The 25,272-nt window shown below is 46.3% G+C and carries 42 protein-coding genes; 40 read left to right on the top strand and 2 right to left on the bottom strand.

The window, feature by feature from the left end; genetic code table 11:
- The first annotated feature begins 152 nt into the window (after positions 1 to 152).
- The 38 genes from tuf (at position 153) to EYS13_RS14690 (ending at position 23,245) form a co-directional block, all read left to right on the top strand.
- Positions 153 to 1,355 (top strand): elongation factor Tu, encoded by a 1,203-nt coding sequence (tuf, locus tag EYS13_RS14505; protein WP_227764108.1) that lies wholly within the window; start codon positions 153 to 155, stop codon positions 1,353 to 1,355.
- Between the two features lie 204 nt (positions 1,356 to 1,559).
- Positions 1,560 to 1,868, top strand: a complete 309-nt coding sequence (gene rpsJ, locus EYS13_RS14510) for a 30S ribosomal protein S10 (protein ID WP_227764111.1) — start codon at positions 1,560 to 1,562, stop codon at positions 1,866 to 1,868.
- A gap of 111 nt (positions 1,869 to 1,979) precedes the next feature.
- Positions 1,980 to 2,606 carry a 50S ribosomal protein L3 gene (gene rplC, locus EYS13_RS14515; protein WP_227767980.1) on the top strand — a complete coding sequence of 209 codons (627 nt, stop codon included), beginning with the start codon at positions 1,980 to 1,982 and terminating at the stop codon, positions 2,604 to 2,606.
- A 23-nt stretch (positions 2,607 to 2,629) separates the two neighbouring features.
- A complete protein-coding gene (rplD, locus tag EYS13_RS14520; RefSeq protein WP_227764114.1) occupies positions 2,630 to 3,253 on the top strand; it encodes a 50S ribosomal protein L4 in 624 nt (207 codons plus the stop codon).
- Positions 3,253 to 3,540 (top strand): 50S ribosomal protein L23, encoded by a 288-nt coding sequence (gene rplW / locus EYS13_RS14525; protein ID WP_227764116.1) that lies wholly within the window; start codon positions 3,253 to 3,255, stop codon positions 3,538 to 3,540. Before rplD ends, rplW begins: the two co-directional genes overlap by 1 nt.
- Positions 3,541 to 3,569: 29 nt before the next feature.
- Positions 3,570 to 4,400 carry a 50S ribosomal protein L2 gene (gene rplB, locus EYS13_RS14530; RefSeq protein WP_227764117.1) on the top strand — a complete coding sequence of 277 codons (831 nt, stop codon included), beginning with the start codon at positions 3,570 to 3,572 and terminating at the stop codon, positions 4,398 to 4,400.
- A 57-nt stretch (positions 4,401 to 4,457) separates the two neighbouring features.
- Positions 4,458 to 4,742, top strand: coding sequence for a 30S ribosomal protein S19 (gene rpsS, locus EYS13_RS14535; protein ID WP_227764120.1), 285 nt, complete (start codon positions 4,458 to 4,460; stop codon positions 4,740 to 4,742).
- A gap of 25 nt (positions 4,743 to 4,767) precedes the next feature.
- Entirely contained in the window at positions 4,768 to 5,106 is a 339-nt protein-coding gene (gene rplV / locus EYS13_RS14540; RefSeq protein ID WP_227764122.1) for a 50S ribosomal protein L22, read from the top strand.
- 2 nt (positions 5,107 to 5,108) lie between these two features.
- Positions 5,109 to 5,768, top strand: coding sequence for a 30S ribosomal protein S3 (gene rpsC, locus EYS13_RS14545; RefSeq protein WP_227764124.1), 660 nt, complete (start codon positions 5,109 to 5,111; stop codon positions 5,766 to 5,768).
- Between the two features lie 3 nt (positions 5,769 to 5,771).
- The gene (gene rplP / locus EYS13_RS14550) at positions 5,772 to 6,206 is read left to right on the top strand and encodes a 50S ribosomal protein L16 (RefSeq protein ID WP_227764125.1); all 435 of its coding nucleotides are present in this window, start codon (positions 5,772 to 5,774) and stop codon (positions 6,204 to 6,206) included.
- Positions 6,196 to 6,402: a 50S ribosomal protein L29 gene (gene rpmC, locus EYS13_RS14555; RefSeq protein ID WP_227764127.1), complete on the top strand. Its 207-nt coding sequence runs from the start codon at positions 6,196 to 6,198 to the stop codon at positions 6,400 to 6,402. Before rplP ends, rpmC begins: the two co-directional genes overlap by 11 nt.
- A 131-nt stretch (positions 6,403 to 6,533) precedes the next feature.
- Positions 6,534 to 6,797 carry a 30S ribosomal protein S17 gene (rpsQ, locus tag EYS13_RS14560; protein WP_227764129.1) on the top strand — a complete coding sequence of 88 codons (264 nt, stop codon included), beginning with the start codon at positions 6,534 to 6,536 and terminating at the stop codon, positions 6,795 to 6,797.
- 47 nt (positions 6,798 to 6,844) lie between these two features.
- Entirely contained in the window at positions 6,845 to 7,213 is a 369-nt protein-coding gene (rplN, locus tag EYS13_RS14565) for a 50S ribosomal protein L14 (protein ID WP_227764131.1), read from the top strand.
- Between the two features lie 74 nt (positions 7,214 to 7,287).
- Positions 7,288 to 7,614, top strand: a complete 327-nt coding sequence (gene rplX / locus EYS13_RS14570) for a 50S ribosomal protein L24 (RefSeq protein ID WP_227764133.1) — start codon at positions 7,288 to 7,290, stop codon at positions 7,612 to 7,614.
- A gap of 26 nt (positions 7,615 to 7,640) precedes the next feature.
- A complete protein-coding gene (rplE, locus tag EYS13_RS14575; RefSeq protein ID WP_227764136.1) occupies positions 7,641 to 8,183 on the top strand; it encodes a 50S ribosomal protein L5 in 543 nt (180 codons plus the stop codon).
- 42 nt (positions 8,184 to 8,225) lie between these two features.
- A complete protein-coding gene (locus EYS13_RS14580) occupies positions 8,226 to 8,411 on the top strand; it encodes a type Z 30S ribosomal protein S14 (RefSeq protein ID WP_227764137.1) in 186 nt (61 codons plus the stop codon).
- A gap of 26 nt (positions 8,412 to 8,437) precedes the next feature.
- Positions 8,438 to 8,836, top strand: coding sequence for a 30S ribosomal protein S8 (gene rpsH, locus EYS13_RS14585; RefSeq protein ID WP_227764139.1), 399 nt, complete (start codon positions 8,438 to 8,440; stop codon positions 8,834 to 8,836).
- A 37-nt stretch (positions 8,837 to 8,873) separates the two neighbouring features.
- A complete protein-coding gene (rplF, locus tag EYS13_RS14590) occupies positions 8,874 to 9,416 on the top strand; it encodes a 50S ribosomal protein L6 (protein WP_227764140.1) in 543 nt (180 codons plus the stop codon).
- A gap of 48 nt (positions 9,417 to 9,464) precedes the next feature.
- The gene (rplR, locus tag EYS13_RS14595) at positions 9,465 to 9,833 is read left to right on the top strand and encodes a 50S ribosomal protein L18 (protein WP_227764141.1); all 369 of its coding nucleotides are present in this window, start codon (positions 9,465 to 9,467) and stop codon (positions 9,831 to 9,833) included.
- Positions 9,834 to 9,856: 23 nt separating this feature from the next.
- Positions 9,857 to 10,357, top strand: a complete 501-nt coding sequence (rpsE, locus tag EYS13_RS14600) for a 30S ribosomal protein S5 (protein ID WP_227767982.1) — start codon at positions 9,857 to 9,859, stop codon at positions 10,355 to 10,357.
- Positions 10,358 to 10,368: 11 nt separating this feature from the next.
- On the top strand, positions 10,369 to 10,557 hold the full coding sequence (gene rpmD, locus EYS13_RS14605; protein ID WP_227764143.1) for a 50S ribosomal protein L30: 189 nt from the start codon (positions 10,369 to 10,371) through the stop codon (positions 10,555 to 10,557).
- Between the two features lie 15 nt (positions 10,558 to 10,572).
- Positions 10,573 to 11,013 carry a 50S ribosomal protein L15 gene (rplO, locus tag EYS13_RS14610; protein ID WP_227764145.1) on the top strand — a complete coding sequence of 147 codons (441 nt, stop codon included), beginning with the start codon at positions 10,573 to 10,575 and terminating at the stop codon, positions 11,011 to 11,013.
- On the top strand, positions 11,014 to 12,267 hold the full coding sequence (secY, locus tag EYS13_RS14615; RefSeq protein WP_227764147.1) for a preprotein translocase subunit SecY: 1,254 nt from the start codon (positions 11,014 to 11,016) through the stop codon (positions 12,265 to 12,267).
- Between the two features lie 78 nt (positions 12,268 to 12,345).
- The gene (locus tag EYS13_RS14620; RefSeq protein WP_227764149.1) at positions 12,346 to 12,999 is read left to right on the top strand and encodes an adenylate kinase; all 654 of its coding nucleotides are present in this window, start codon (positions 12,346 to 12,348) and stop codon (positions 12,997 to 12,999) included.
- Complete coding sequence (gene map / locus EYS13_RS14625) at positions 12,996 to 13,742, top strand: type I methionyl aminopeptidase (protein ID WP_227764151.1); 747 nt, start codon at positions 12,996 to 12,998, stop codon at positions 13,740 to 13,742. Before EYS13_RS14620 ends, map begins: the two co-directional genes overlap by 4 nt.
- A gap of 28 nt (positions 13,743 to 13,770) precedes the next feature.
- A complete protein-coding gene (locus tag EYS13_RS14630; protein ID WP_227764152.1) occupies positions 13,771 to 14,070 on the top strand; it encodes a KOW domain-containing RNA-binding protein in 300 nt (99 codons plus the stop codon).
- A 4-nt stretch (positions 14,071 to 14,074) separates the two neighbouring features.
- The gene (gene infA, locus EYS13_RS14635) at positions 14,075 to 14,293 is read left to right on the top strand and encodes a translation initiation factor IF-1 (RefSeq protein ID WP_227764153.1); all 219 of its coding nucleotides are present in this window, start codon (positions 14,075 to 14,077) and stop codon (positions 14,291 to 14,293) included.
- Between the two features lie 49 nt (positions 14,294 to 14,342).
- Positions 14,343 to 14,456, top strand: coding sequence for a 50S ribosomal protein L36 (gene rpmJ, locus EYS13_RS14640; RefSeq protein ID WP_227764155.1), 114 nt, complete (start codon positions 14,343 to 14,345; stop codon positions 14,454 to 14,456).
- A gap of 353 nt (positions 14,457 to 14,809) precedes the next feature.
- Positions 14,810 to 15,181: a 30S ribosomal protein S13 gene (rpsM, locus tag EYS13_RS14645; protein ID WP_227764158.1), complete on the top strand. Its 372-nt coding sequence runs from the start codon at positions 14,810 to 14,812 to the stop codon at positions 15,179 to 15,181.
- Between the two features lie 32 nt (positions 15,182 to 15,213).
- On the top strand, positions 15,214 to 15,603 hold the full coding sequence (gene rpsK / locus EYS13_RS14650) for a 30S ribosomal protein S11 (RefSeq protein WP_227764160.1): 390 nt from the start codon (positions 15,214 to 15,216) through the stop codon (positions 15,601 to 15,603).
- 14 nt (positions 15,604 to 15,617) lie between these two features.
- The gene (gene rpsD, locus EYS13_RS14655) at positions 15,618 to 16,244 is read left to right on the top strand and encodes a 30S ribosomal protein S4 (RefSeq protein WP_227764162.1); all 627 of its coding nucleotides are present in this window, start codon (positions 15,618 to 15,620) and stop codon (positions 16,242 to 16,244) included.
- A 52-nt stretch (positions 16,245 to 16,296) separates the two neighbouring features.
- Entirely contained in the window at positions 16,297 to 17,244 is a 948-nt protein-coding gene (locus EYS13_RS14660) for a DNA-directed RNA polymerase subunit alpha (RefSeq protein ID WP_227764164.1), read from the top strand.
- A 17-nt stretch (positions 17,245 to 17,261) separates the two neighbouring features.
- On the top strand, positions 17,262 to 17,600 hold the full coding sequence (gene rplQ, locus EYS13_RS14665) for a 50S ribosomal protein L17 (protein ID WP_227764166.1): 339 nt from the start codon (positions 17,262 to 17,264) through the stop codon (positions 17,598 to 17,600).
- A 344-nt stretch (positions 17,601 to 17,944) separates the two neighbouring features.
- Complete coding sequence (locus EYS13_RS14670; protein WP_227764168.1) at positions 17,945 to 18,766, top strand: energy-coupling factor transporter ATPase; 822 nt, start codon at positions 17,945 to 17,947, stop codon at positions 18,764 to 18,766.
- The gene (locus tag EYS13_RS14675) at positions 18,760 to 19,623 is read left to right on the top strand and encodes an energy-coupling factor transporter ATPase (protein WP_227764170.1); all 864 of its coding nucleotides are present in this window, start codon (positions 18,760 to 18,762) and stop codon (positions 19,621 to 19,623) included. The genes EYS13_RS14670 and EYS13_RS14675 overlap by 7 nt, the downstream gene beginning before the upstream one ends.
- Positions 19,616 to 20,416, top strand: a complete 801-nt coding sequence (locus EYS13_RS14680; protein WP_227764172.1) for an energy-coupling factor transporter transmembrane component T family protein — start codon at positions 19,616 to 19,618, stop codon at positions 20,414 to 20,416. Before EYS13_RS14675 ends, EYS13_RS14680 begins: the two co-directional genes overlap by 8 nt.
- A 232-nt stretch (positions 20,417 to 20,648) precedes the next feature.
- Positions 20,649 to 21,395 (top strand): tRNA pseudouridine(38-40) synthase TruA, encoded by a 747-nt coding sequence (gene truA, locus EYS13_RS14685; protein ID WP_227764173.1) that lies wholly within the window; start codon positions 20,649 to 20,651, stop codon positions 21,393 to 21,395.
- A gap of 644 nt (positions 21,396 to 22,039) precedes the next feature.
- On the top strand, positions 22,040 to 23,245 hold the full coding sequence (locus EYS13_RS14690; protein WP_340641272.1) for an MFS transporter: 1,206 nt from the start codon (positions 22,040 to 22,042) through the stop codon (positions 23,243 to 23,245).
- A gap of 37 nt (positions 23,246 to 23,282) precedes the next feature.
- Here EYS13_RS14690 and EYS13_RS14695 read toward each other — a convergent pair whose 3' ends face one another.
- Both EYS13_RS14695 and EYS13_RS14700 read right to left on the bottom strand, forming a co-directional pair.
- Positions 23,283 to 23,468, bottom strand: coding sequence for a hypothetical protein (locus EYS13_RS14695; RefSeq protein ID WP_227764175.1), 186 nt, complete (start codon positions 23,466 to 23,468; stop codon positions 23,283 to 23,285).
- Between the two features lie 78 nt (positions 23,469 to 23,546).
- Positions 23,547 to 23,966 carry a putative ABC transporter permease gene (locus EYS13_RS14700; RefSeq protein ID WP_227764177.1) on the bottom strand — a complete coding sequence of 140 codons (420 nt, stop codon included), beginning with the start codon at positions 23,964 to 23,966 and terminating at the stop codon, positions 23,547 to 23,549.
- A gap of 280 nt (positions 23,967 to 24,246) precedes the next feature.
- On the opposite strand from EYS13_RS14700, the gene rplM reads away from it, so the two are divergent.
- Both rplM and rpsI read left to right on the top strand, forming a co-directional pair.
- On the top strand, positions 24,247 to 24,681 hold the full coding sequence (rplM, locus tag EYS13_RS14705; RefSeq protein ID WP_227764178.1) for a 50S ribosomal protein L13: 435 nt from the start codon (positions 24,247 to 24,249) through the stop codon (positions 24,679 to 24,681).
- A gap of 20 nt (positions 24,682 to 24,701) precedes the next feature.
- The gene (gene rpsI / locus EYS13_RS14710; RefSeq protein WP_227764180.1) at positions 24,702 to 25,094 is read left to right on the top strand and encodes a 30S ribosomal protein S9; all 393 of its coding nucleotides are present in this window, start codon (positions 24,702 to 24,704) and stop codon (positions 25,092 to 25,094) included.
- The last annotated feature ends 178 nt before the right edge of the window (positions 25,095 to 25,272 follow it).

A 25,272-nucleotide genomic window follows, 5' to 3' on the forward strand; every position in this document is an offset into this window, starting at 1 on the left:
CCAAAGGCAAACTAGTCCTTAGTTGTTAGTCGTTAGTTGGATGTATTATCTAAGGACTAATGCACGAACTTGAAACTAGCGACTAAGGACTAGCGACTAACGACTGACCCTAAAAAGTAACTATATAAGATATTAAGGGAGGATGAATCCTAATGGCAAAACAAAAGTTTGAGAGGACAAAACCTCACGTTAACGTAGGGACCATTGGACACGTAGACCATGGTAAGACCACATTGACAGCAGCAATCACCTTTACGTTGTCAAAGGTAGGCGGCGCTGTAGCAAAAGCTTATGACGAGATCGACAATGCGCCGGAAGAGAGGGAAAGAGGTATTACGATTAATACCGCCCACGTAGAATACGAAACTGCAAAGAGACACTACGCCCACGTAGACTGCCCGGGACACGCCGACTATGTTAAGAACATGATCACCGGTGCAGCCCAAATGGACGGAGCAATCCTGGTAGTATCAGCGGCAGACGGGCCAATGCCGCAGACCAGGGAGCATATTCTGCTTTCCCGTCAAGTAGGCGTGCCATACATCGTAGTGTTCCTGAACAAAGCGGATATGGTAGATGACCCCGAGCTGATGGAATTAGTGGAAATGGAAGTCAGGGAGCTCTTGAATGAGTATGAATTCCCCGGCGACGACACACCAATCGTATCCGGTTCTGCCGTTAAAGCATTGGAATGCGGCTGCGGTTCCAGGGAGTGCAACTGGTGCGGCAAGATCTGGGAACTGATGGATGCAGTAGACAGCTACATTCCGACACCGGAAAGAGCAGTAGACAAACCCTTCCTGATGCCGGTAGAAGACGTATTCACCATTACGGGGCGTGGAACAGTTGCCACCGGTAGAGTAGAGCGGGGCGTAGTAAAAGTAGGGGACGAAGTGGAGATTGTAGGCTTAAACGAGAAGCCTCGTAAGACAGTAGTAACCGGTGTGGAAATGTTCCGCAAGCTCTTAGACCAAGCAGAAGCAGGAGACAACATCGGGACACTGTTAAGGGGTGTGGAGCGTAAAGAAATCGAGCGGGGACAAGTATTGGCCAAACCAGGATCAATCAAGCCCCACACCAAATTCAGCGGCGAAGTATACGTGCTGACCAAAGAAGAAGGAGGCCGTCATACCCCGTTCTTCAACGGTTATCGTCCGCAGTTTTACTTTAGGACAACCGACGTTACCGGTGTAGTGAAATTGCCGGAAGGCGTAGAGATGGTAATGCCCGGCGACAACATCAAGATGGAGATTGAACTGATTACGCCGATTGCTATCGAGGAAGGACTGCGTTTTGCTATCCGCGAAGGCGGCAGAACAGTAGGCGCTGGCGTTGTTACCGGTATTAGTGAGTAAAACCAAAGTCAGTGACTGGGGTGAAATCTCCAGTCACTGGCTATTGTCATGAAAAGAAAGCAAATGCACAGCAACTTTACACCAGCCTTAGATTGACGGGAAGCAGAGGGCGATGAGGTGAGAGGTTGCCGAACGGGTTTTGCCGTTTGGGGAATTTTCACTGAGAATGTCCGTAACAAACCGGGCGAGAAGGAGGAAATAGAAATGGCTAATCAAAAAATCAGGATTAGATTGAAGGCTTTTGATCATAAAGTGCTTGATCAGTCTTCCCAAAAAATTGTAGAAACAGCCAAGAGGACAGGGGCAACCGTATCTGGTCCTATTCCTTTGCCGACTGAGAAGAACATCATTACTATTCTACGTTCCCCGCACGTAAATAAGGACTCCAGGGAACAGTTCGAAATGAGAACCCATAAAAGGTTAATTGACATTCTCGAACCCACGCCTAAAACTGTTGATGCATTAATGCGCCTGGATTTACCTGCCGGAGTGGACATAGAAATCAAACTGTAGGCAGTATTTGTGGTTTGGTCGTTAGTCATTAGTCGTTAGTTCTTAGTTAACTAACAACCAACAACTATCAACTGAATTTATAGGAATGGATTAGATAATGGAGGTGCCATGATGTCCAAAGGACTTTTAGCTAAAAAGTTGGGGATGACCCAGATTTTTCAGGATGGCAAAGCTGTTCCGGTTACTGTTGTGGAAGCCGGTCCTTGCTACGTCATCCAGAAAAAGACAGTAGAAAATGACGGCTACAATGCAATTCAAGTCGGCTTTGTTGCCAATGAGGAAAAAAAAGTCAACAAGCCTTTGAAAGGGCATTTTGCTAAGGCAAAGGTAAAGCCTTTCCAATATATCAAGGAGTTTCGCGTGGAAAATATAGATGATTATCAAGTAGGTCAAGAAATTAAGGCTGATATTTTCAGCGAAGGCGAAATAGTGGACGTGGTTGGGACTTCTAAAGGAAAAGGTTTTGCCGGAGGCATTAAACGGCATGGTTTTCACAGAGGACCTATGCAGCACGGTTCAAAATATCATAGACGTCCAGGTTCACTCGGGGCCAAAGGGCCAGCAAGAGTATTCAAAGGCCGCAAATTACCCGGGCGCACAGGTGGAGAACGGGTTACTGTGCAAAACCTAATGATTGCAAAAGTCGATCCGGAAAGGAATTTACTGTTAGTAAAAGGTGCAATACCCGGTCCCAATAAGAGTCTTGTGATGGTAAAGAGCGCTGCAAAAGCTAAGTAGCATGTCGGAAAGGAGGAAGGTAAATGCCGAAAGTAGCGGTATATAATATGCAGGGCAGCCAGGTTGGCGAAATTGAGCTAAATGATGCAGTATTTGGTGTCCCCTTCAACGAAGCAGCTGTACACAACGCGGTAGTAATGCTGCTGGCCAACAGAAGGGCGGGAACCCATTCTACAAAGACAAGAGCAGAAGTGAGCGGTGGCGGAAGAAAGCCGTGGAGACAAAAAGGAACTGGCCGTGCAAGGGCTGGAAGTATCAGATCACCGCTTTGGAGAAAAGGTGGTATTGTCTTCGGACCAAAACCAAGGAGCTATCGCTATTCCTTGCCTAAAAAGGCAAGAAGGCTGGCTTTAAAATCCGTTCTTTCCGCAAAAGTGGCGGAAGGGAACCTCATTGTGCTGGACAGCCTGCATTTTGATCAGCCAAAAACTAAAAGCATGGTTAATGTTCTTAAAGCGCTGAACGTGGATAACAAAGCTTTGGTTGTTACGGCTGGTAAAGATGAGAACGTTATTAAATCTTCCAGAAACATCCCGGGCATTTCCCCGGTGGAAGCGGCTAGAGTCAACGTATATAATGTTTTAAATCATGAAAAAATGGTCATCACCAAGGATGCGGTGGCCAAAGTGGAGGAGGTGCTGGCGTAATGCGTAGCCCGCAGGAAGTGTTAATCAGACCAGTTGTCTCCGAGAAGTCCATGGGTTTAATGGAAGAAAATAAATACACATTTTATGTTGACAAAGATGCCAACAAAATTGAAATAAAAAACGCAGTGGAAAAGCTATTTAAGGTATCTGTTTTAAAAGTTCGTACAATGACGGTAAGGGGTAAGAAGAAACGTCAAGGACGTTTTGAAGGAAAGACACCTGACCGTAAGAAGGCAATTGTAACCTTAAAAGCGGGAGATAAGATCGAGCTCTTTGAAGGGCTGTAAGTATTGTTTCGTAAAGGAGGGAAAAGCAAATGGCGATTAAAAAGTTTAAGCCTACCTCACCGGGCCGCCGCCAAATGACAGTTTCAACATTTGAGGAAATCACGGCAAAAGAACCTGAAAAGTCATTGGTGGTGCCGCTAAAGAAAAAAGCAGGGAGAAATTCGCAAGGTAGGTTGACAGTTAGACACCAGGGAGGCGGCCATAAGCGTCTCTACCGAATTATAGATTTTAAACGTAACAAAGATGATATTCCTGCAAAAGTTGCTACAATTGAGTATGATCCTAACAGATCGGCAAATATAGCTCTCTTAAATTATGCCGACGGTGAAAAACGTTATATTTTGGCGCCATACGGCTTAAAAGTGGGAGACACTGTTATTTCCGGTGAAAATGTAGATATCAAGACCGGTAATGCGCTGCCCTTGAAAAGCATCCCGGTTGGTACTATTATCCACAACATCGAACTGAAAGCCGGAAAAGGGGGCCAGCTAGTAAGGACTGCCGGTGCTTCTGCGCAGCTCATGGCCAAGGAGGGCAAATACGGGCAGGTAAGGTTGCCGTCCGGTGAGGTACGCTTAATCAGCCTGGAGTGCAAAGCAACAATCGGCCAGGTAGGTAACCTGGACCACGAGAATATTACCATCGGTAAAGCAGGTCGGGCCAGATGGTTGGGTATCAGGCCTACTGTACGGGGCGTTGTCATGAACCCGGTTGATCACCCGCATGGTGGTGGTGAAGGACGTTCACCCGTTGGTAGAAAGCACCCTGTAACTCCGTGGGGTAAACCGGCGCTGGGAGCCAAGACAAGGAAGAAGAGAAAAGCTTCTGACAAGATGATCATCAAGAGACGGAATGGATAAACTGATTTTAAATAAGTTGGGCAGGTAAACTGCGGCAGAAAGGAGGCATTTGGAAATATGGGCAGATCCCTTAAGAAAGGGCCTTACTGCGATGCGAAACTGTTAGCACGGATACAGGAAATGAATGAAAAGAATGAGAAGAAAGTAATCAAGACTTGGTCCCGTCGTTCCACAATTTTTCCGGAAATGGTAGGCCACACCATAGCAGTACACGACGGCAGAAAACATGTTCCGGTATATATCACTGAAGACATGGTCGGTCATAAGTTGGGAGAGTTTGCTCCAACCAGGGTTTTCAAAGGACACGGAGCACACACTGAACGTTCTACAGCATTGAAATAGCAAACTCCAGAGAGGGGGTTAGACAATGGAAGCTAAAGCAATTGCCAAATATATTAGAATTTCTCCCCAAAAAGCCCGTGTAGTAGCTGATTTGATCAGGGGAAAAAAGGTTAATGAAGCCTTTGCTATTTTGAAGTTTACACCAAAAAAAGCCTCAGTAGCCATTGAAAAGGCGTTAAAATCTGCTGTTGCCAATGCAGAACACAATTATGAAATGAATGGCGATGATCTCTACGTTTCCAAAATTTATGTGGACCAGGGCCCAACCTTGAAGCGCTACAAGCCAAGGGCAATGGGCCGGGCTGATCTGATGCGGAGAAGGACCAGCCATATTACAGTGGTTGTTAGCCAGAAGGAGGTTTGATTGTGGGTCAGAAGGTACATCCTAAAGGATTAAGGATCGGCATTATTAAAGATTGGGATGCCAAGTGGTATGCTGACAGGGACTATGTAGAACTGTTGCACGAAGACCTGAAAGTTCGTCGCTATCTGAAGAAGCGCCTTTTTGCCGCCGGCGTTTCTACCATAGAGATTGAAAGGGCTGCCAACAGAGTAAAAGTTTCTATTCATACCGCTAAACCAGGTATTGTCATAGGCCGCGGCGGCACTGAAGTTGAAGCGCTGCGCAAGGAACTGGAAAAAATGACCGGCAAACAAGTTAGCCTAAACATAGTGGAAATTAAGAAGCCGGAAATTGATGCCCAATTAGTGGCAGAGAATGTTGCTGCCCAGCTGGAAAAAAGGATCTCTTTCCGCAGAGCGATGAAACAGGCAGTGTCTAAGGCAATGAGACTGGGCGCTGAAGGTATAAAGATTTCTGTTTCAGGAAGACTTGGTGGTGCTGAAATCGCCCGTACCGAATGGTACAGCGAAGGTAAAGTACCCCTTCATACCCTAAGAGCTGATATTGACTACGGTTTTGCAGAAGCCAACACCACCTACGGCAAGATTGGTGTTAAAGTGTGGGTATATAAAGGGGAAATCCTTCCAGAGGCAAAAAAGGTCGCTGTAGAAGGGGGCAAGTAAATTATGTTGATGCCAAAAAGAGTCAAGCACCGTAAACAGCACAGGCCCAAACTGACTGGCCGCGCATACAAAGGGAACGAAGTTGCATACGGTGAATATGGTTTGCAGGCTTTGGAGCCCGCATGGATCACATCCAGACAAATAGAAGCTGCCCGTATTGCCATGACCCGTTATATCAAGCGGGGCGGTAAAGTATGGATTAAGATCTTCCCGGACACTCCGATTACGGCCAAGCCGGCTGAAACCAGGATGGGTAGCGGTAAAGGTGCGCCGGAATACTGGGTAGCTGTCGTTAAACCTGGCAGGGTAATGTTTGAACTGGCAGGTGTGGCGGAGGAAGTAGCCAGAGAGGCTATGCGTTTAGCCGCACATAAATTGCCTATTAAGACTAAATTCGTAAAAAGAGCAGAAGCGGGTGGTGAAGGTAATGAAAGCTAAAGAAATCAGAGACTTGACCACAGCTGAAATTTTAAAAAAAATAGATGACCTAAAACAGGAACTCTTTAATTTGCGTTTTCAACATGCCACCGGCCAACTTGATAACCCTATGCGGATTCGGGAAGTGCGCCGGAGCATAGCAAAGGCTAAAACGGTTTTAAAGGAAAGAGAACTCAAAGAGGCTAAAGCACTGTAAAGCTAACAGCTGGCAGCTGTCAGCAATGACTTTAAATAATGGCAGCTTTATATTGCTTATATTGACGAAGGCAAGAAATAGAGCAAAACGTTTTTAGTATTAAATAAAATCGAGCGAAGGAGGCGAAATCCTTGGTAGAAAGAAATGCTCGTAAAGTAAGAGTGGGTACGGTTGTTAGCAACAAGATGGATAAAACAGTGGTTGTTGCTGTAGAGGACTTTATCCGTCACCCGCTTTATGGACGCCGGGTAAAAAATACAAAGAAGTTTAAGGCCCATGATGAAGGCAATGCCTGTGGCATCGGCGATAAAGTGCGTATTATGGAGACCAGGCCCTTAAGCAAGGATAAGAGATGGCGGGTTGTAGAAATACTGGAGAAAGCTAAGGAACTATAAGCAAGAGTCAATTTTCAGGATTACCAGTTGTAAAGGGGGTTAGTCCGGTGATACAACAACAAACTATTCTCAAAGTTGGCGATAATACTGGTGCAAAAAAACTGATGTGCATCCGTGTTATGGGCGGTTCAAAAAGACGGTATGCCACAGTTGGTGATGTAATTATCGCTTCAGTAAAGGAAGCAACACCAGGCGGCGTTGTCAAGAAGGGTGACGTAGTCAAGGCGGTAGTGGTACGCACAACAAAAGAAGTTAAAAGGCCAGACGGTTCGTATATCAGGTTTAATGAGAATGCAGCCGTGATTATTAACGATCAAGGCAACCCGAAAGGTACTCGTATCTTTGGCCCTGTAGCCAGGGAATTAAGGGAGAAAAACTTTATGAAGATAGTCTCCTTGGCTCCTGAAGTGCTGTAAGGGTCGGTAGAACGGTTATTCAAAAAACGGCATTTAGACAAACGACAAGAACAGTTATTGGAGGTGAACCTGAAGTGGCACCAAAAGTTCACGTTAAAAAGGGCGACACAGTGTTGGTAATCACCGGTAAAAACGCTGGCAAAAAAGGAAAAGTCTTAACTGTCATTCCTGATAAACAAAGAGTAATTGTAGAGGGCGTCAACGTGGTTAAACGCCACACCAAAGCTAACCAGAAGATGCCGCAGGGCGGTATTGTGGAAAAAGAAGCTCCTATTTCAAGTTCCAATGTCATGCTCTACTGCACTAAATGCAACAGTCCTACTAGAATTGCGCATAAGTTTTTGGATGACGGCACTAAAGTAAGATATTGTAAAAAATGCGGTGAAGTCCTGGATAAATAGGTTGCTGGAAAGGAGGTTGTATAGCCATGGCAAGGTTAAAAGAGAAATACAATTCGGAAGTTAAACCGGCCCTGATGGAGAAGTTCGGTTATAAAAATATAATGGAAGTTCCCAGATTGGAAAAAGTTGTGATTAACATGGGGGTAGGTGAAGCTACCCAAAACCCCAAGGCTTTAGATGGCGCGGTACAGGACCTGACCTTGATAACCGGCCAGAAGCCTATAGTTACCCGGGCCAAAAAATCTATTGCTGCTTTCAAACTCCGTGCAAATATGCCCATTGGTTGTAAAGTAACCCTTAGGGGCGATAGGATGTACGAGTTTGTAGATAAGCTCTTTAATGTGGCGCTGCCAAGGGTTCGTGATTTCAGAGGGGTTTCGCCCAAAGGGTTTGACGGTCGTGGCAATTTCACTATGGGCTTAAAGGAACAGTTGATTTTCCCTGAAATCGATTATGACAAAATCGATAAATTGCGTGGCATGGATATTTCTTTTGTCACTACCGCCAAAAATGACGAAGAGTCCCGCGAGTTGTTGCGTCTGCTTGGTATGCCTTTTGCTGAAAGATAATGTCAAGCCCGTGAAAGCGTTAAAGGAGGGATAAGCGAAAACATGGCTAAAAAAGCGATGATCGTGAAGCAACAAAGAACACCGAAATATAAAGTAAGAGCTTACAACCGCTGCAAAATTTGCGGAAGGCCCCACGCATATTTAAGAAAATTTGGCATGTGCAGGATTTGTTTCAGAGAACTGGCCTATAAAGGAGAACTACCAGGGGTTACAAAAGCCAGTTGGTAAACGAATAGTGGAAGGGGGTAGAAGGTATGGTTATGACTGATCCAATTGCGGATTTTCTGACACGTATCCGCAATGCAAACACTGCATACAAAGAGACAGTTGAGATTCCTGCTTCCAGAATGAAAAAGGCTATGGCCGAAATTCTGAAAGAAGAAGGGTTCATTAAAGATTACGAATATATTGAGGATGCAAAACAGGGTGTTTTACGGATCTACCTAAAATACGGGCCTAACAAGGAGAAGGTAATTACCGGTCTGAAAAGAATCAGTAAGCCTGGCTTAAGGGTCTATGCCCGCAAAGATGAAGTGCCGAAAGTGCTCGGCGGGCTCGGCATAGCGGTAATTTCCACATCCAAAGGCATTATGACTGATAAAGAAGCAAGAAAAGCAGGCGTAGGCGGCGAGGTAATCTGCTACGTTTGGTAAGTCAAATGAAACATTACGGCAGTAGGAGGTGCAAACATTGTCTAGGATTGGTAGAGCGCCAATAACTATCCCGGCTGGTGTTGAAGTCAAGATAGACGGCAATGTGGTTAGTGTTAAAGGACCGAAGGGGACTTTGACCAGGGAATTCCACAAAGATATCAATATTGCTGTAGAAGACGGTCAAATCAAAGTAACTCGTCCTAGCGACAACAAAGAGCATCGTTCCCTGCATGGTTTAACAAGAGCATTGTTAAATAACATGGTAGAGGGTGTAACCAAAGGTTTTCAGAAAGGTTTGGAACTGGTTGGCGTTGGTTACAGGGCAGCAAAACAGGGAAATAAATTAGTATTGACTGTCGGATACAGTCACCCGGTAGAAATGATTCCCGGAGATGGGATTGAAATTGAAGTTCCCGCTCCTAACAAGGTAATAGTTAAAGGCATTGACAAGGAAAAGGTAGGAGCATTTGCTGCTAATGTCCGTGCTGTAAGAGAGCCTGAACCTTATAAGGGCAAGGGTATTAAGTACGAGAACGAAGTAATTCGTCGTAAGGTCGGTAAGACCGGAGCGAAGAAATAACAACTAACAACTATAAACTAACAACTATTGATGAAGGGAGTGAATCTGATGTTTAAAAGACCGGATAAAAACACCTTGCGGGCTAAAAAACATTTGCGGGTACGTAAGAAAATCAGCGGAACGCCGGAACGTCCGAGACTATGTGTTTACCGCAGTTCAAATAACATTTATGCGCAGATCATTGATGATACCAAGGGGCACACTTTGGTTGCCGCTTCATCAATAGATCCTGCTTTAAAAGGAAAACTGGAGTCCGGTGGCAATATAGATGCGGCTAAAGAGGTTGGCAAGCTGGTGGCGGAAAAAGCTATTGCCAAAGGCATAAAAGCAGTTGTATTCGATCGGGGCGGTTATCTGTATCATGGCAGGGTTGCTGCTTTAGCAGAGGGTGCCAGAGAAGGCGGTCTGGAGTTTTAAGAAAGTGACAAAGGAGGGAAAAGATAGTGCGCATTGATGCACGCGACCTGGATTTAAGTGAAAAGGTTGTCAGTATCAAACGGGTAGCTAAGGTAGTTAAAGGCGGTCGCCGCTTTAGTTTTAGCGCTTTAGTTGTGGTTGGAGACGGAAATGGTCATGTGGGAGCAGGTTTAGGTAAGGCCTCGGAAGTTCCTGAAGCAATCCGCAAAGGGGTGGAAGATGCCAAGAAAAACCTAATTAAAGTACCCATAGTTGGTACCACTATTCCGCATGATGTTATTGGCAAATTCGGTGCCGGCGCAGTGCTCTTGAAACCTGCATCCGAAGGTACTGGCGTAATTGCCGGCGGACCAGCCCGGGCCGTACTGGAGTTAGCCGGTATTAGAGATATTTTGACGAAATCACTTGGTTCTTCCAACGCAAACAACATGGTATACGCTACGATTGAAGGCCTAAAGAGCTTGAAACGGGCGGAAGAGGTTGCAAAACTTCGCGGAAAAACTGTGGAAGAACTATTAGGTTAGGAGGTATAGCAGTGGCTAAGAAGCTAAAGATTACGCTTGTGCGTAGCCTAATAGGTCGTCCAGAGAGCCAGAGGCAGACAGCCAGGGCTCTTGGTTTAACCAAACTGCATAGCAGCGTAATCCACGAAGATACTCCGGATATCCGTGGTAAAGTTACCAAGCTTACTCACCTGTTGGACGTAGAAGAAATCGACGCGTAGAAGGAGGTGTAATCCATGAAACTTCATGAACTGAAGCCAGCAGAAGGTTCTCGCAAAGCGCCGACTCGCGTGGGCAGAGGAATCGGCTCCGGGCTTGGCAAGACATCCGGTCGTGGCCATAAAGGTCAAAAAGCAAGAAGTGGCGGCGGTGTCAGACCTGGCTTTGAGGGCGGCCAAATGCCGTTACATCGCCGGTTGCCCAAGAGAGGATTTACCAATATCTTCAAAAAAGAAATTGTCAACATCAATGTAGATGTTTTAAACCGCTTCGATAACGGGACTGTGGTTACACCAGAACTGCTCAAAGAACAGGGCATAATTAAAAGTGTAAAAGATGGCTTAAAAATTTTAGGCGAGGGGAACGTGGAGAAGGCTTTAACTGTAAAAGCCCATGGTTTTAGCAAGGCAGCTGTCGAAAAAATTGAGGCAGCCGGCGGAAAAGCAGAGGTGATCTAAGTGCTTGAAACCCTTCGTAGTGCTGTTAAGGTTGCTGAATTAAGACAGAAGATAGTTTTTACCTTGCTAATGTTTTTGATTTTCCGTTTGGGCGCTCATATTCCGGTACCCGGCATCAACGATGAAGTCTTAAAGCAAATGATGCAAAATAACCTTTTTGGTTTTTTTGACATCGTTTCCGGTGGCGCTTTTAAGAAATTTACCATCTTTGCCATGGGAATCATGCCCTACATCAACTCCTCAATTATTATGCAGCTTTTAACCGTGGTCATACCGGCTCTGGAAAGGCTGGCGAAAGAAGGAGAAGAGGGCAGAAAAAAAATCGTGCAGTACACCCGCTACGGCACTGTTATTTTAGGGCTCATTCAGGCTATTGGGATGACCTTCTACCTGCGCGGTGCGCTGCTCAACCCCGGGATTACTTCTTATGTAGTGATTGTCCTTTCCTTGACAGCAGGTACGGCATTTTTAATGTGGTTGGGTGAGTTGATCACTGAGAAAGGTATAGGAAACGGTATTTCCCTGATCATTTTTGCGGGTATCGTATCGCGGATACCTTCCGGGGCGTATGCCATGTACCAGTATGTTAGCTCCGGTGAAGTTAGCATTTTTGCGGTAATAGGATTCTTAATCGTGGCGGTTGTGGTAATTGCAGGGGTAGTAGCTATCCATGAAGGGCAAAGAAAAATTCCGGTACAATATGCGAAACGGGTTGTAGGACGAAGGGTCTACGGAGGACAAAGCACCCACATTCCCTTAAAAGTCAACCAGGCGGGCGTAATTCCGGTTATTTTTGCTATGTCGATCTTGTTATTCCCTTCGACTGTAGCGTCCTGGTTCCCTAACAACGGTTTTGCCCAAGCCGTGGTTAGATTTTTTGATTTTCGTTCAATTTGGTATATGCTCATTTATGCCTTATTGATTATCTTTTTCACCTATTTTTACACTGCTGTTACATTCAATCCCATGGATGTAGCAGAAAACATGAAAAAGTATGGCGGCTTCATTCCCGGCTTACGCCCGGGACGCCCTACTGCGGAGTATATTGAAAAAGTTTTAAGCCGGGTAACTTTGGCTGGGGCAATCTTTTTAGCCTTCATTGCGCTTCTTCCAAACATTTTGTTTGCTACCACCGGTCTGAACCTGCAGTTTGGAGGAACCGGGCTATTGATTGTAGTCGGTGTAGCACTTGAAACTATGAAGCAGTTGGAATCACACCTCTTGATGAGACACTACCAGGGCTTTATGAAGTAGTGATGTAATACCGGCAAGTTAAGTCCGGTAAATATGCAGTCTATAATGGCTGTTTTGAAGGAAAAGGGGGAGTCTGTGATGAGACTGCTGATCATGGGGCCTCCGGGGGCGGGCAAAGGCACCCAGGCCGAGATTATCACGAAGAAACTGGGTATTCCTCATATATCCACCGGGGACATGTTTCGCAAGGCAATTAAAGACGGTACGGCAATGGGGAAAAAGGCTAAGGCCTACATTGATGCCGGGCAATTGGTGCCCGATGACGTGACTGTGGGAATAGTTAAAGAAAGGCTTTCGGAAGCTGATTGCGCTGAAGGGTTTCTTTTAGACGGGTTCCCCCGCACGGTCCCGCAGGCGGAAGCCTTAGACGATATTTTAAATGAATTAGGTGTTAAGCTTGATAAAGTTATCAGCTTGGAAGTTCCCCAGGAGATAATTTTGCATCGCCTCACTGGAAGGAGGATTTGTAAAGGATGTGGGAGCAGTTACCATATTTCTAACAACCCGCCCAAAGTTGCCGGTAAATGTGATAAATGCGGCGGTGAGCTGATGCAGCGCACAGACGATACTGAAGAAACGGTTGCGAGTCGTCTGAGGGTTTACGAACAACAGACGGCTCCCTTAATTAATTTTTATGAGTCTCATCATATCATCTGTCATATTAAGGGCGACCAACCTATTGAGCAAGTGCTGCAAAGGATTGGGAACTGCTTAGGGAGAGACTTAGCATGATTATTCTTAAATCGGATCGTGAACTGCAGTGTATGCGGGATGCTGGTCAAATTGTGGCTGAAACTCACCGGGAGGTAGCCAAGGCTGTGGCGGAAGGGGTAACCACGGGCGAGCTTGACAAAATAGCCGAGGATTATATCAAGAGCAAAGGCGCTAGGCCTTCTTTCAAAGGTTACCACGGCTTTCCCGCCAGTATCTGCGCCTCAATCAATGAGGAAGTGGTTCACGGTATCCCAGGTTTAAGAAAGCTGAAAGATGGAGATATTATCAGTATTGACATCGGCGCGGAAATAAATGGCTATCATGGCGATGCAGCGGTAACGCTGCCGGTAGGCCAAGTGGCCAGCGAGGTTGAACGGCTCTTGGCAGTTACGGAAGAAGCTTTAAGCCGGGGCATTGCTAAAGCAGTGAGCGGCAACCGGCTTAGTGATATTTCCCATGAGATCCAAAGCTATGTTGAAAATAGCGGTTTTGCTGTTGTAAGAGACTATGTTGGACATGGGATTGGCCAGGAGATGCACGAGGAACCACAAGTACCCAACTTCGGCATGCCTGGAAGGGGCCCTCGTTTAAAACCTGGAATGACTTTGGCTATCGAGCCTATGGTTAACATGGGAACCTATGAGGTTATGACTTTGAGTGACAATTGGACCGTGATAACCAAAGATAAAAAACCATCGGCTCATTTTGAGCACAGCATTGCTATAACCCATGACGGCCCAGAAATACTGACCAAACTATAGGCTTGTCTTACAAAGCGGGGGTGCGAGCATGGTTGAAGGACTGCGACTGGGGCAGTTAGTTCATTCCACAGCAGGTCGCGACAAAGACAGGGTATTTTTAATAGTAGCGTTATCAGGTGACTCTTTTGCCTACCTAGCAGATGGTGATTTGCGCAAAATCAACAATCCCAAAAAGAAAAATATTAAGCACTTACAGGCCACCAAACTGGTTGCCGACACCATCGCAGATAAATTGAAAAACGGTGAGGCTGTTAATAACGCTGAAATCCGTAAAGCTATAGCTGATCTTATAAGTGCAAAAGTTGACACCGCTGGACAAGGAGGTTGATCGTGTGTCCAAACAGGATGTGATTGAAGTTGAAGGCAGGGTTTTGGAGCCGCTTCCCAACGCCATGTTTAAGGTGGAATTGGATAACGGACATAAAGTTCTTGCCCATGTTTCAGGCAAAATCAGAATGAATTTCATCCGGATTCTCCCTGGGGATAGAGTTACAGTAGAGCTGTCGCCTTATGATTTGACCAGAGGTAGAATCGTTTATCGCTTCAAATAAAGTAAAATCGCAAGGAAGCTAGTGGGCTTATTGCAAAGGAGGGTTTTAAATGAAAGTAAAACCGTCGGTGAAACCCATCTGTGAAAAATGTAAAATAATCAAGAGGAAAGGCCGGGTAATGGTTATCTGCGAAACTCCTAAGCACAAGCAGAAACAAGGCTAATCTAGCTATCAGCCACCAGCTATCGGCCATCAGCAATTAAAATGTTTAAGCTAACGGCTGAAAGCTGCAAGCTGACAGCTGACCTGTAAGAATTGCAGTATTAGCTTGTCCGGCGCGGCTGCCCGGGTTTTGCCCGGATCCGGACAAGTTAAGCTATATCCCGGTGTTGGGCCGATGCAATAATTGTGCGTATACATTGGGAGAGAAAAGGATGCTGGTTGTTTGCTGTAAGAAAGTAAATCTCGATCCGGTTGTGTTTACCCTCAAGCAACTGGTTGAAACTAACAACTAAAAACTAACAACTGGCAACTGACCTGAAATAGAACTACTAAGTAAAATGGAGGTGTAGCTTAATGGCACGTATTTCCGGTGTAGATTTACCCCGGGATAAGCGGATAGAGATCGCCCTTACCTATATCTATGGTATTGGGAAGCCGACCGCTCAAGAGATCTTAGCCCGTACCGGAATTAACCCCGATACAAGGGTGCGGGATTTAACTGAAGATGAGGTTGCAAAGCTGCGTGAAGTTATTGATAAGAACTATGTGGTGGAAGGGGACTTACGCCGTGAAGTTTCCCTCAATATTAAGCGTTTGATTGAAATTGGGTCTTATAGGGGCCTGCGTCATCGCCGGGGTTTACCGGTCCGGGGACAGCGCACTAAGACTAATGCCAGAACAAGAAAAGGTCCGAGACGGACTGTGGGTGTAAAACGTAAGAAGTAATATGTCACAAAACGAAAGGGGGATAATGATTAATGGCAAAGAGGCCAACCCGCACGAGAAGAAGAGACCGTAAAAACATTGAAAATGGTGTTGCCCATATTAAATCCACTTTCAACAATACAATCGTTACTATTACCGATAAAGCCGGAAATGCTATTTCCTGGGCCAGTGCAGGCGGCGTAGGATTTAAAGGATCAAGAAAAAGCACTCCTTTTGCCGCCCAGATGGCTGCCGAGCAAGCTGCTAAAGCAGCTATGGAGCATGGCTTAAAAGAAGTTGAATGCTATGTAAAAGGACCTGGTGCCGGACGGGAAGCGGCAATCAGATCCCTTCAGGCAGCAGGTCTGGAAGTGAGCATGATCAAAGATGTTACCCCTATTCCACATAACGGCTGCAGACCGCCGAAGCGCAGAAGAGTATAGGAGGTGTATAAAGGTTGGCAAGATATAAAGAAGCCGTTTGCCGGCTATGTCGCCGGGAAGGAACAAAATTATATCTTAAGGGAGACCGCTGCTATTCTGACAAGTGTGCAGTAGACAGAAGGGCTTATGCCCCCGGACAGCACGGACAGAGCAGAAAGAAGCAGTCTGAATATGGCATTCAGCTGAGGGAAAAGCAAAAAGCCCGTAGGATTTATGGTGTCCTGGAGAAACAATTCAGAAATTATTTTGAGAAAGCAGACCGGCAAAAAGGGGTTACCGGTGAGAATCTATTGCGCCTATTAGAAAGACGCCTTGATAATGTAGTTTACCGCTTGGGTTTTGCCAGCTCCAGACCCGAGGCACGCCAACTGGTTAGACACGCGCACTTTACAGTTAACGGTAAGAAAGTAAATATTCCCTCTTACCAAGTGCGTGTGGGCGATGAGATCGCGGTAAAAGAAGGCAGCATCAGTTTAGAGAAGTTCAAGGAACTGGCAGAATTAGCTGCCCATAAGACTCCGCCGGCATGGTTAGAGGTTGATGCTAAAGCCTTGCGGGGCAGGGTCGTAGCCCTTCCATCCAGAGAAGATATAGATATCCCGGTGGAAGAACACTTAATTGTCGAGTTGTATTCCAAATAATGTCCATTGGGGTTCTTGAAAGAAAGGCTCAGGTCTCGGAAGGAGGGTATTTATGTTAGAAATCGAAAAACCGAAGATTGAATGTGTCGAGCGGAGTGAGGATAATAGGTACGGCAAGTTTGTGGTGGAGCCCCTGGAAAGGGGTTACGGCATCACGTTGGGCAATTCCCTCCGGAGGATCCTGCTTTCATCTCTGCCCGGCGCAGCAGTTACTTCCATTAAAATTGATGGCGTACTTCATGAGTTTTCCACAATACCGGGCGTAGTAGAAGATACAACAGATATTATTCTTAATTTGAAGTCGTTATCCATTAAGCTTCATACCGATGAGCCGGTAACAGTGCGAATTGAAGCAGAGGGAGAGGGAGAAGTTACTGCTGGCGACATCATAGCTAACGCTGATGTAGAGATTTTGAACCCTGACCTGCATATAGCTACCTTGGATAAAGACGGCAGGCTGTTTATGGATATTGTGATCGAAAAAGGCCGGGGCTATGTACCAGCTGAAAAAAATAAAAAAGAGGAGCAGGTTATCGGAGTGATTCCGGTTGACTCTCTATTTACTCCGGTCTTACGCGTAAACTATACTGTAGAAGATACACGTGTAGGTCAGATTACAGACTATGATAAACTAACTTTGGAAGTTTGGACAGATGGGAGCATTGCCCCCGATGAGGCTGTTAGCTCCTCTGCCAAGATTCTAAACGACCATCTGAAACTTTTCATGGGCTTAACGGAAAAAATAAGCGACGAAGTTACGATGGTGGAAAAAGAAGAAGAGAAGAAGGATAAGCTTCTGGAGATGACCATTGAGGAACTGGACCTATCAGTTCGTTCCTACAATTGTCTAAAACGGGCCGGTATCAATACTGTGGAAGAATTGATCCAGCGGACCGAAGAAGACATGATGAAGGTTAGAAACTTGGGACGCAAGTCTTTGGAAGAAGTACAACAAAAGCTTGCGGAATTGAATCTCTCATTACGCAAGTCAGATGAGTAGAAAAGGAGGGTCGGACCATGGCATACCGTAAACTGGGCATGAAATCCAGCCACCGTCAGGCCATGTTTAGAAATATCGTCACTTCCTTACTCAAAGAAGAGCGCATTGAAACCACTGAACCGAGGGCTAAAGAATTGAAAAGAATAGCTGAAAAAATGATTACCTTGGGGAAGAGGGGAGACCTGCACGCCAGGCGACAGGCTTTAGCGTATCTCATGGAAGAAGATGTTGTGACGAAACTATTTGAAACTATTGCGCCGCGCTATAAGGAGCGCCAGGGAGGATATACCAGGCTGATTAAAACGGGCTACCGCCGCGGCGATGGTGCCCCCATGGTGCTGGTAGAATTAGTGTAGTAGCGGCAGAGAAAAGGTGCTTTTATTAGTTTCAGGGATTAAGTCAGGGTCAGGTAGCGGGAACGCAACCATTTCCTGACTTAATTTTTACCTTGAAACGGTTGTGTACTCCTTGGGAATATTTCCTTAAATGCAAAGATGTAATTTTGATAGAAGTTGTTAGTTGTTAGTTTCCAGGCGCTCTTCCAGGACTTTTCTTTATAAAAAAGTGAGGGAAGATATTTAAATTGGATCTTTTTTATTTTATTATAAAACTGGTCTAGCTCTTGCTGTAAAGGAATACAAGCAAACCAACAACTAATAACTAGCAACTAATAACTAGCATAAGAGCGTGTGGTGTAACCATGATTAAAATTGAGAAACTTTATCATAAATACAAAGCCGGCACTCCCCAGGAAGTAATAGCGCTAAACAATATTAACTTGGAAATCAAAAAAGGGGAATTTGTGGTCATCATAGGCCATAATGGTTCCGGCAAATCAACTCTGGCTAAACATTTAAATGGTTTACTGCTTCCTACCGAGGGGAAGGTTACGGTGAACGGTATGGATACCAGGAGCCGGGAGAAAATCTGGGAGATCCGCAAAGAAGTGGGGATGGTCTTCCAAAACCCTGATAACCAGCTGGTAGCCACCATGGTGGAAGAAGACGTTGCCTTTGGCCCCGAAAATTTGGGCATTCCTCCGGCAGAAATAAGGCAGCGGGTAGATCAGGCCCTGGAACTGGTAGGTATGTCAGAATTTAAGAAACGGGAGCCCCATTATCTCTCCGGCGGACAAAAACAGAGGGTGGCGATTGCAGGAATTATTGCCATGCGGCCAAGCTGCCTGGTGCTGGACGAACCTACGGCTATGCTGGATCCAAAAGGCAGAAAAGAAGTGATGGATACCATTACCAGCCTCAACCGGAATGAAGGTTTAACAATCGTCCATATTACCCACTATATGGAAGAGGCGGTCAATGCCCATCGCCTGGTTGTGATGGAACGAGGGGAGATCGTGAAAGAGGGGACCCCCAGGGAGATCTTTCAGCAAGTTGAAATGCTGAAAGGTTTGCGTATGGATGTGCCCCAGATGACTGAGTTGGCATATCGACTGCGCCAAGAAGGCCTCAAAATACCGGCAGATATTCTCACTGTTGCGGAAATGGTGGATTGCTTATGCTGATCAAGATAGAGTCATTGTCACATGTCTATAAACCGAATACTCCTTATGAAACCAGGGCACTGGACGACATTAGCCTGGAAATTACTTCCGGACAGTTCGTAGGGCTGATCGGTCATACCGGCTCGGGCAAGTCCACGCTAATTCAACATCTTAACGGTTTGCTGCTTCCTACCAGCGGGAGGGTACTTATAGGGAACGACGAAATAACTCCCAAAACCACGCGACTAAAAAATATCCGGCATAAAGTGGGCATTGTCTTTCAGTATCCGGAACACCAGCTTTTTGAGGAAACGGTCTATGCAGACATCGCCTTTGGGCCCAAAAATTTAGGCTGGAGCGAAGAAAAAATAGCCGAACGGGTGAAGGCTGCCATGGCTGCTGTCAACCTGGATTTCGATAGTCTGAAGGACCGTTCCCCTTTCGCCTTGAGCGGCGGGCAAATGAGGCGTGTGGCCATTGCTGGCGTTTTGGCCATGGAGCCGCAGGTATTGATTTTAGACGAGCCAACGGCAGGACTGGACCCAGGGGGCAGGGATGAAATACTGACAGAGATAGCGTCCCTTCATCAACAGCTAAAAATAACTATTATTCTTGTTTCCCACAGCATGGAGGATATCGCCCGCTATGCCCAGCGGGTTATTGTCATGCACCAGGGGAAGGTGGTAATGGACGGTACACCCCGGGAAATATTTTTAAAAGCCCGGGATTTAGAAAAGTTGGGACTTGGCGTCCCCATGGTGACAACCCTGATGCACAGACTGGCAGCCAAGGGGTTGAATGTGCGTACCGATGTGTTGACGGTAGAAGAGGCTAAAGAAGAAATACTGAACTGGTGGCGAGGTAACAAAAATGCTTAAAGATATCACTATCGGACAATATATACCTGGGGAATCAATAGTCCACCGCCTTGACCCGCGAACTAAAATACTGGCTGTACTTTTTTATATGACGGGCCTCTTTTTACTTGACCGTCTTGAAACATACGTAGGAGTAGCTATCCTGACTTTAGTGTTAATTTTGCTTTCTCAGATCCCGGTAAGTTACCTGTTGAAAGGCCTTAAACCAATACTCATTATTTTAGTATTTACCTTTGTCCTGCATTTGTTTCTCACTCCGGGGACTGAAGTGTTGAGGATAGGCCCGTTAAAAATAACCATCGAGGGTATCCGGCAGGGTGTATTCATGTCCCTGCGCCTGATCTTTCTAATTCTTGTTACTTCTCTGCTAACGCTGACCACTTCACCCATCAGCCTGACCGACGGCCTGGAAAGCCTCATGGGCCCGGGTAAGAGAATTGGGCTTCCGGCCCACGAATTGGCGATGATGATGAGCATTGCCTTGCGGTTTATTCCTACCCTGTTGGAAGAGACTGACAAGATCATGAAAGCCCAGATGGCCAGGGGCGCTGATTTTGAAAGCGGCAACCTCTGGCAGCGGGCCAAAAACATGGTGCCTCTGTTGGTGCCGCTGTTTGTAGGTGCGTTCCGCCGCGCCGATGAGCTGGCGATGGCCATGGAAGCCCGCTGCTACCGTGGAAGCCAGGGTAGGACTAAAATGAAGCAGTTGGTGATGGCATTAAGGGACTATGTAGCTTTGCTCTTGATGTTTGGGTTTATGGTCTTGGCTATTGTATATAGAGTAATAACGTAGCATCTAAGTTATTGCAGTTGTTAGTTGTTAGTTGCTGGTTATTAGTTTTCAGCCTTCAGCTGTCAGCCTTCAGCTATGAGTTATCAGCTCTCAGTGGCTAGTTACTGGTGACTGACTGTTGACCAATAGGTAGCCGTAGGCCTGTGCAAAGACTTAGAGTAACGACCAAGGACTAAAGACGAGGTTAAAAGCTGATGCTGGTAACTAAACTGGTGACTTGACGGAGGGTAAAATGCTAAGGAGAATCAAGCTCACACTCGCCTATGACGGAACCAATTTTAGCGGCTGGCAGGTGCAGACCAAGCCGCCGGGGGTGCGGACTATCCAGGGGACGGTGGAGGAGAAGCTGAAGCTGATTACAAAAGAAGAAATCAAGGTCACGGCTTCGGGTCGCACTGATGCAGGAGTTCACGCCCTGGGACAGGTTATCCACTTTGATACATCTTCCCGCATCCCGGTGGACAAGTTCCCCTACGCCTTAAAAAGCGTATTACCTCCCGATATCGTACCCCTCGAGGCGGAAGAAGTGGACAACTCTTTTCACGCCAGGTACAGCGCTCGCCGTAAAACTTACAGGTACACTATTGACACCGGCAAAATGCCACATGTCTTTTGGCGCAATTTTGCTTATCATTACCCTTATCCTTTAAATTTAACAGCCATGCAAGAGGCTGCTCAATACCTCCTGGGCCGTCACGATTTTCGGTCTTTTTGCGCCAGCGGCAGCTCGGTGAAGAATTTCACCCGTACTATTATTGACTGCAATTTCCGAGAGGAGGAGTCGCTTCTTCACATTGAAATAACTGGTGACGGTTTCCTTTATAACATGGTGAGGATAATCTGCGGCACCCTGCTGGAGATAGGGCAGGGAAAGATCAAGCCCGAAGATATGCAGAAAATTATTGAGGCCAGGGACAGAAATAAGGCGGGGCCTACTGTTCCTGCCCATGGGCTGTGTTTATTAAAGGTGGGGTATTAGAGTTTAAGCATACATATTAATAGTCAGTGAGCTTTTTTGAGGCAGAATATTTCTGACTTCAGCTTGTAGACAAATGAAAATTGCAACCCATTGTGCATAGCTGCGACATATGACAAGCCATAGAGCGCTCTGAGAAGAGTTTGACTGTAAGCGGACGAGCAGCATGGACGCTGCGAGAGCGGTGGAGCGATAGGACGTCGTGTCACCGCGTGCCGCTGGAAGTCAAACGTAAAGGAGACTTGGCTTGTGCCAAGCGTGAGCGCCGGCAGAAGTCTAGTCGCCCTTATGCGGTCGCTCATAAGGCTTGCTTAGAGCCTGAGCAGGGCAGCGCTCTTGGCGAGAGTCTTTGGAGCAGCTGACACAAGGGTTAACATTTTGAGGGTAGTTTTTAGCCAGACTTGATGTACTGGCTTAACTGTTTTTAAAAAGGGAACATACGACTTATCCTGTTGAATTAGCACTAGTTTAAAAAAATATGGTTTTTCCGGCGTTCCTAAGACGATGATGGCAGAATTATGCAGAAGACGCGGTATAATAGAAACTGATGGCCAGAGGTTTCTGGAATACTTTTATTTTCGCCGCAACGGGCAAATTAGGCTATTTATAACCAAGAAACAGCTGAGCGTAGGAAGGGAACTACAAAAATGCAAACAGCACCGAATTTTGAGGAAAATAAAACATATATTTTTTACCTGGTCATGGCACTGATTTTTGCCGATACAGTGCTGTATGGCACCATCGTTCCATTGATACCCGTATATACGGAAGAACTGGGCCTGACTACGCTGACCATAGGAATAATTTTTGCGGCATATTCTTTGGGGCTGCTTCTATTTAGCATGCCCATGGGAATTTTGGCAGAACGGCTGGGCTACAAAAAAGTGTTTGCAGGCGGTTTGAGTTTTTTAATTTTAAGTTGTCTTTTGTACGGAACGGTTAACAACGGCCTGTTTCTGGCTTTTTGCCGCTTTATTCAGGGAGTTGCGGCCGCAACCACCTGGACTGCCGGGCTAGCCATGATTGCTTTACTTTATCCCAGGCAGCAAGGTCAAAAATTGGGGCTGGTGCTGGCGGCCATGGGTGTGGGAACTATATTGGGACCTCCGGTTGGGGGCCTGCTTTACAAGTATCTGGGCTACCGTCTCATGTTTTTCGCCCTTGCGCTTGTATTTGCAGCCATGTTGACAGTGGTCTGGAAGTTGGACTTTTCTTTTCCCGGTATGGTAAAAGCGGAAGCAGGACAGCGGTCCAGGAAAAAACTCGCCCTCCCATCCAACTTGCTATGGTTATGCGTAGTAGTGGTATTTGCCTCCAGCAGTTTCGGCATGCTGGAGATTATTATGCCAAACTACATGCACCGGCATTTTGGCCTGGACAGCCTGCAGATCGGGCTGCTCTTCGGCCTGATGGGGATTGTTCATGGGGTAAGTGACGCTGCGGTTGGTCTTTGGTCAGACAGGCTGGGTTACTCGCTTTTCGTCTATTGGGGCTTGTTGACGGCAGCCGCTTTTTTTCCGCTTCTGGCTCTAGCTCCCAATCTCCTGCTGCTGTCCATAGCTTTTACATTGTTGGGGGTAGCCATCGGGGCCGCCATCACCCCCAGCCAGCCGCTGATGTACGAGGTCGTGGTTGCGGAGCCATCCAGGCTTGAAAACGGCGGCCCTGGTTTGGCCTACGGGATATACAATACTTGCTTTTCGCTGGGGATGTTTTTCGGTCCCATGCTGGGCGGTCTGCTGGACCGGTATTTGGGCCTACTCCCCGGACTGCTGGTTTTTTCAGGCTTGTTTGTAGCTGCTGCTTTCCTCATTAAATTCAAGGTTAATAAAATATCCGGTAAAACAGCTTGATAAGCAAATTTTTATGTCAAATAAACCCTTGGCTGAATTAGTATCTAAAACTCAGAAATTCATGCACTGTTTTCTTAAAATTGTATATTTGTTCATCGGTGGAGCCATTCATTGGCAAGTGGTCGCTGTAGGGCCTTTGCCTACCGCAGTTGATGGTGTGCACAAAGAGATCCAGACTTGATGTTGCTCTTAACCTTGCATCCAGGTCTTGGAGAATTTTCATTGAATAACCTCCGCTATTCAGTATTGGACATGAAATTTAGTTTACATAATACTAGAACCTCAGCCGGTTTTGTCAGGATTAAGATTCCAGGCGTGCCAGCAGTTGTTCCAGCCAATCATGCAGCCTTTCAAACAGCAGACCCAGCACGAACCAGGCCGGAGCATAATCCAGCCTGATAAGGCCCAGTACTTCATAGGGGGTCTTCCCACTGTAATCCCATGGACAGGTGCCTACGGTAAGTGCAATTGTTCCTCCGGTGAAAAATTCAATTGCCCAGATAATACCTACCCAGATAAGCCCTCTGAAAGCCCAGTGCCAACGGCGAATGGCGTCGTGTAAGGGCTCAAGAAACACGGCAAGGCCGTAAATAGGCAACATCCATAGGTAAGTAGTTCCGGCCAGGCGCCAGTCTTCCCGTAGCATTGATCCCAGCCCGGTCCAGAAGATCTCTACTCCCCAGCCAATTAATCCGTAAATGAAAAACCGTAATAGCTTCATAGCCTTAATTTGCTGCAGGTGGGCCTTGATTATACATCCTTAGCGCAAATTGCTGCACGCATTTGTGAAATTGCCAAGAAGTACAGCATGAAAATTATGGCAGCGGGTTAAAATAACAACGCTGTTAACAAAACCGGTGTCAAAGCATTTTTCTTGACATTGACGTACCAATAGATTACAATTATCTGTGTGGTTTTTTAGGATATTTCCAGGTTGTCACGAGCCCCGGCAATCCTGTGAAGACTATAGAGCCAATTGTATTTAGCAAGGAGGGAAACAAATGAGCACCTACATGGCCAAGCCTGGCGAAGTAGCCAGGAAATGGTATGTAATTGACGCTACAGATAAGACTCTGGGCAGACTGGCTACCGAGGTTGCCAGACTGTTAAGGGGTAAGCATAAACCGATTTTTACTCCTCATGTGGACACAGGTGATCATGTAATTGTTATTAACGCAGAAAAAGTAAGACTTACAGGAAATAAGCTGCGGGATAAATTATATGTCCGTCATTCCCGTTATCCCGGCGGTTTAAAGACCATGGATTACCAAACCTTGCTGCAAAAGCACCCTGAAAGAGCAATTGAAATTGCTGTCAAAGGCATGATTCCCCATAACAGGTTAGGGCGCCAGGTGATTAAAAAACTTAAGGTTTACCGCGGCGCTGAACATCCACATCAAGCTCAAAAACCAGAAGTTTGGGAATTTGAAGCATAGGTCGGAAGGAGGATATGGATTTGGCACAGGTACAATATTACGGCACCGGACGGCGCAAAAACTCTGTAGCCAGGGTCAGGCTTGTTCCGGGAGATGGCAACGTTATGATAAATGATCGTCCATTAGACGAGTACTTTGGCAAAAAGACTCTGGTGATGATCGTAAGGCAGCCTTTGGTTGCCACTGAGACCCAGGGCCGGTTTGATGTTATAGTCAAAGTTGAAGGCGGAGGCACATCAGGCCAGGCTGGAGCAGTACGCATGGGTATTGCCAGAGCGCTCTTGCAAGCTGATGAAACCCTTCGCCCGGTACTTAAAAGAGCGGGCTTTTTGACCAGGGATCCCAGAATGAAGGAAAGAAGAAAATACGGCCTGAAGAAAGCCCGTAAGGCTCCACAGTTCTCCAAGAGATAGATTTACCCAGGGAAGGCATTATTGCCTTCTTTTTTTGTTATTCAGAAAGTATGCTATTCAGAAAGTATAAGTCTGAGGGCGCATAAGTGCAACTAAGGCTTCCGCCTGCGCCAATGGTCTTTTCGCAAGCCAAGTTTTCTTTATGTGGAAAAAAGCTACCCGGCTGTACTAAAGAAGT

Origin of the sequence: Zhaonella formicivorans (assembly GCF_004353525.1) — a bacterium.
Classification (GTDB): Bacteria; Bacillota; DUOV01; order DUOV01; family Zhaonellaceae; genus Zhaonella; species Zhaonella formicivorans.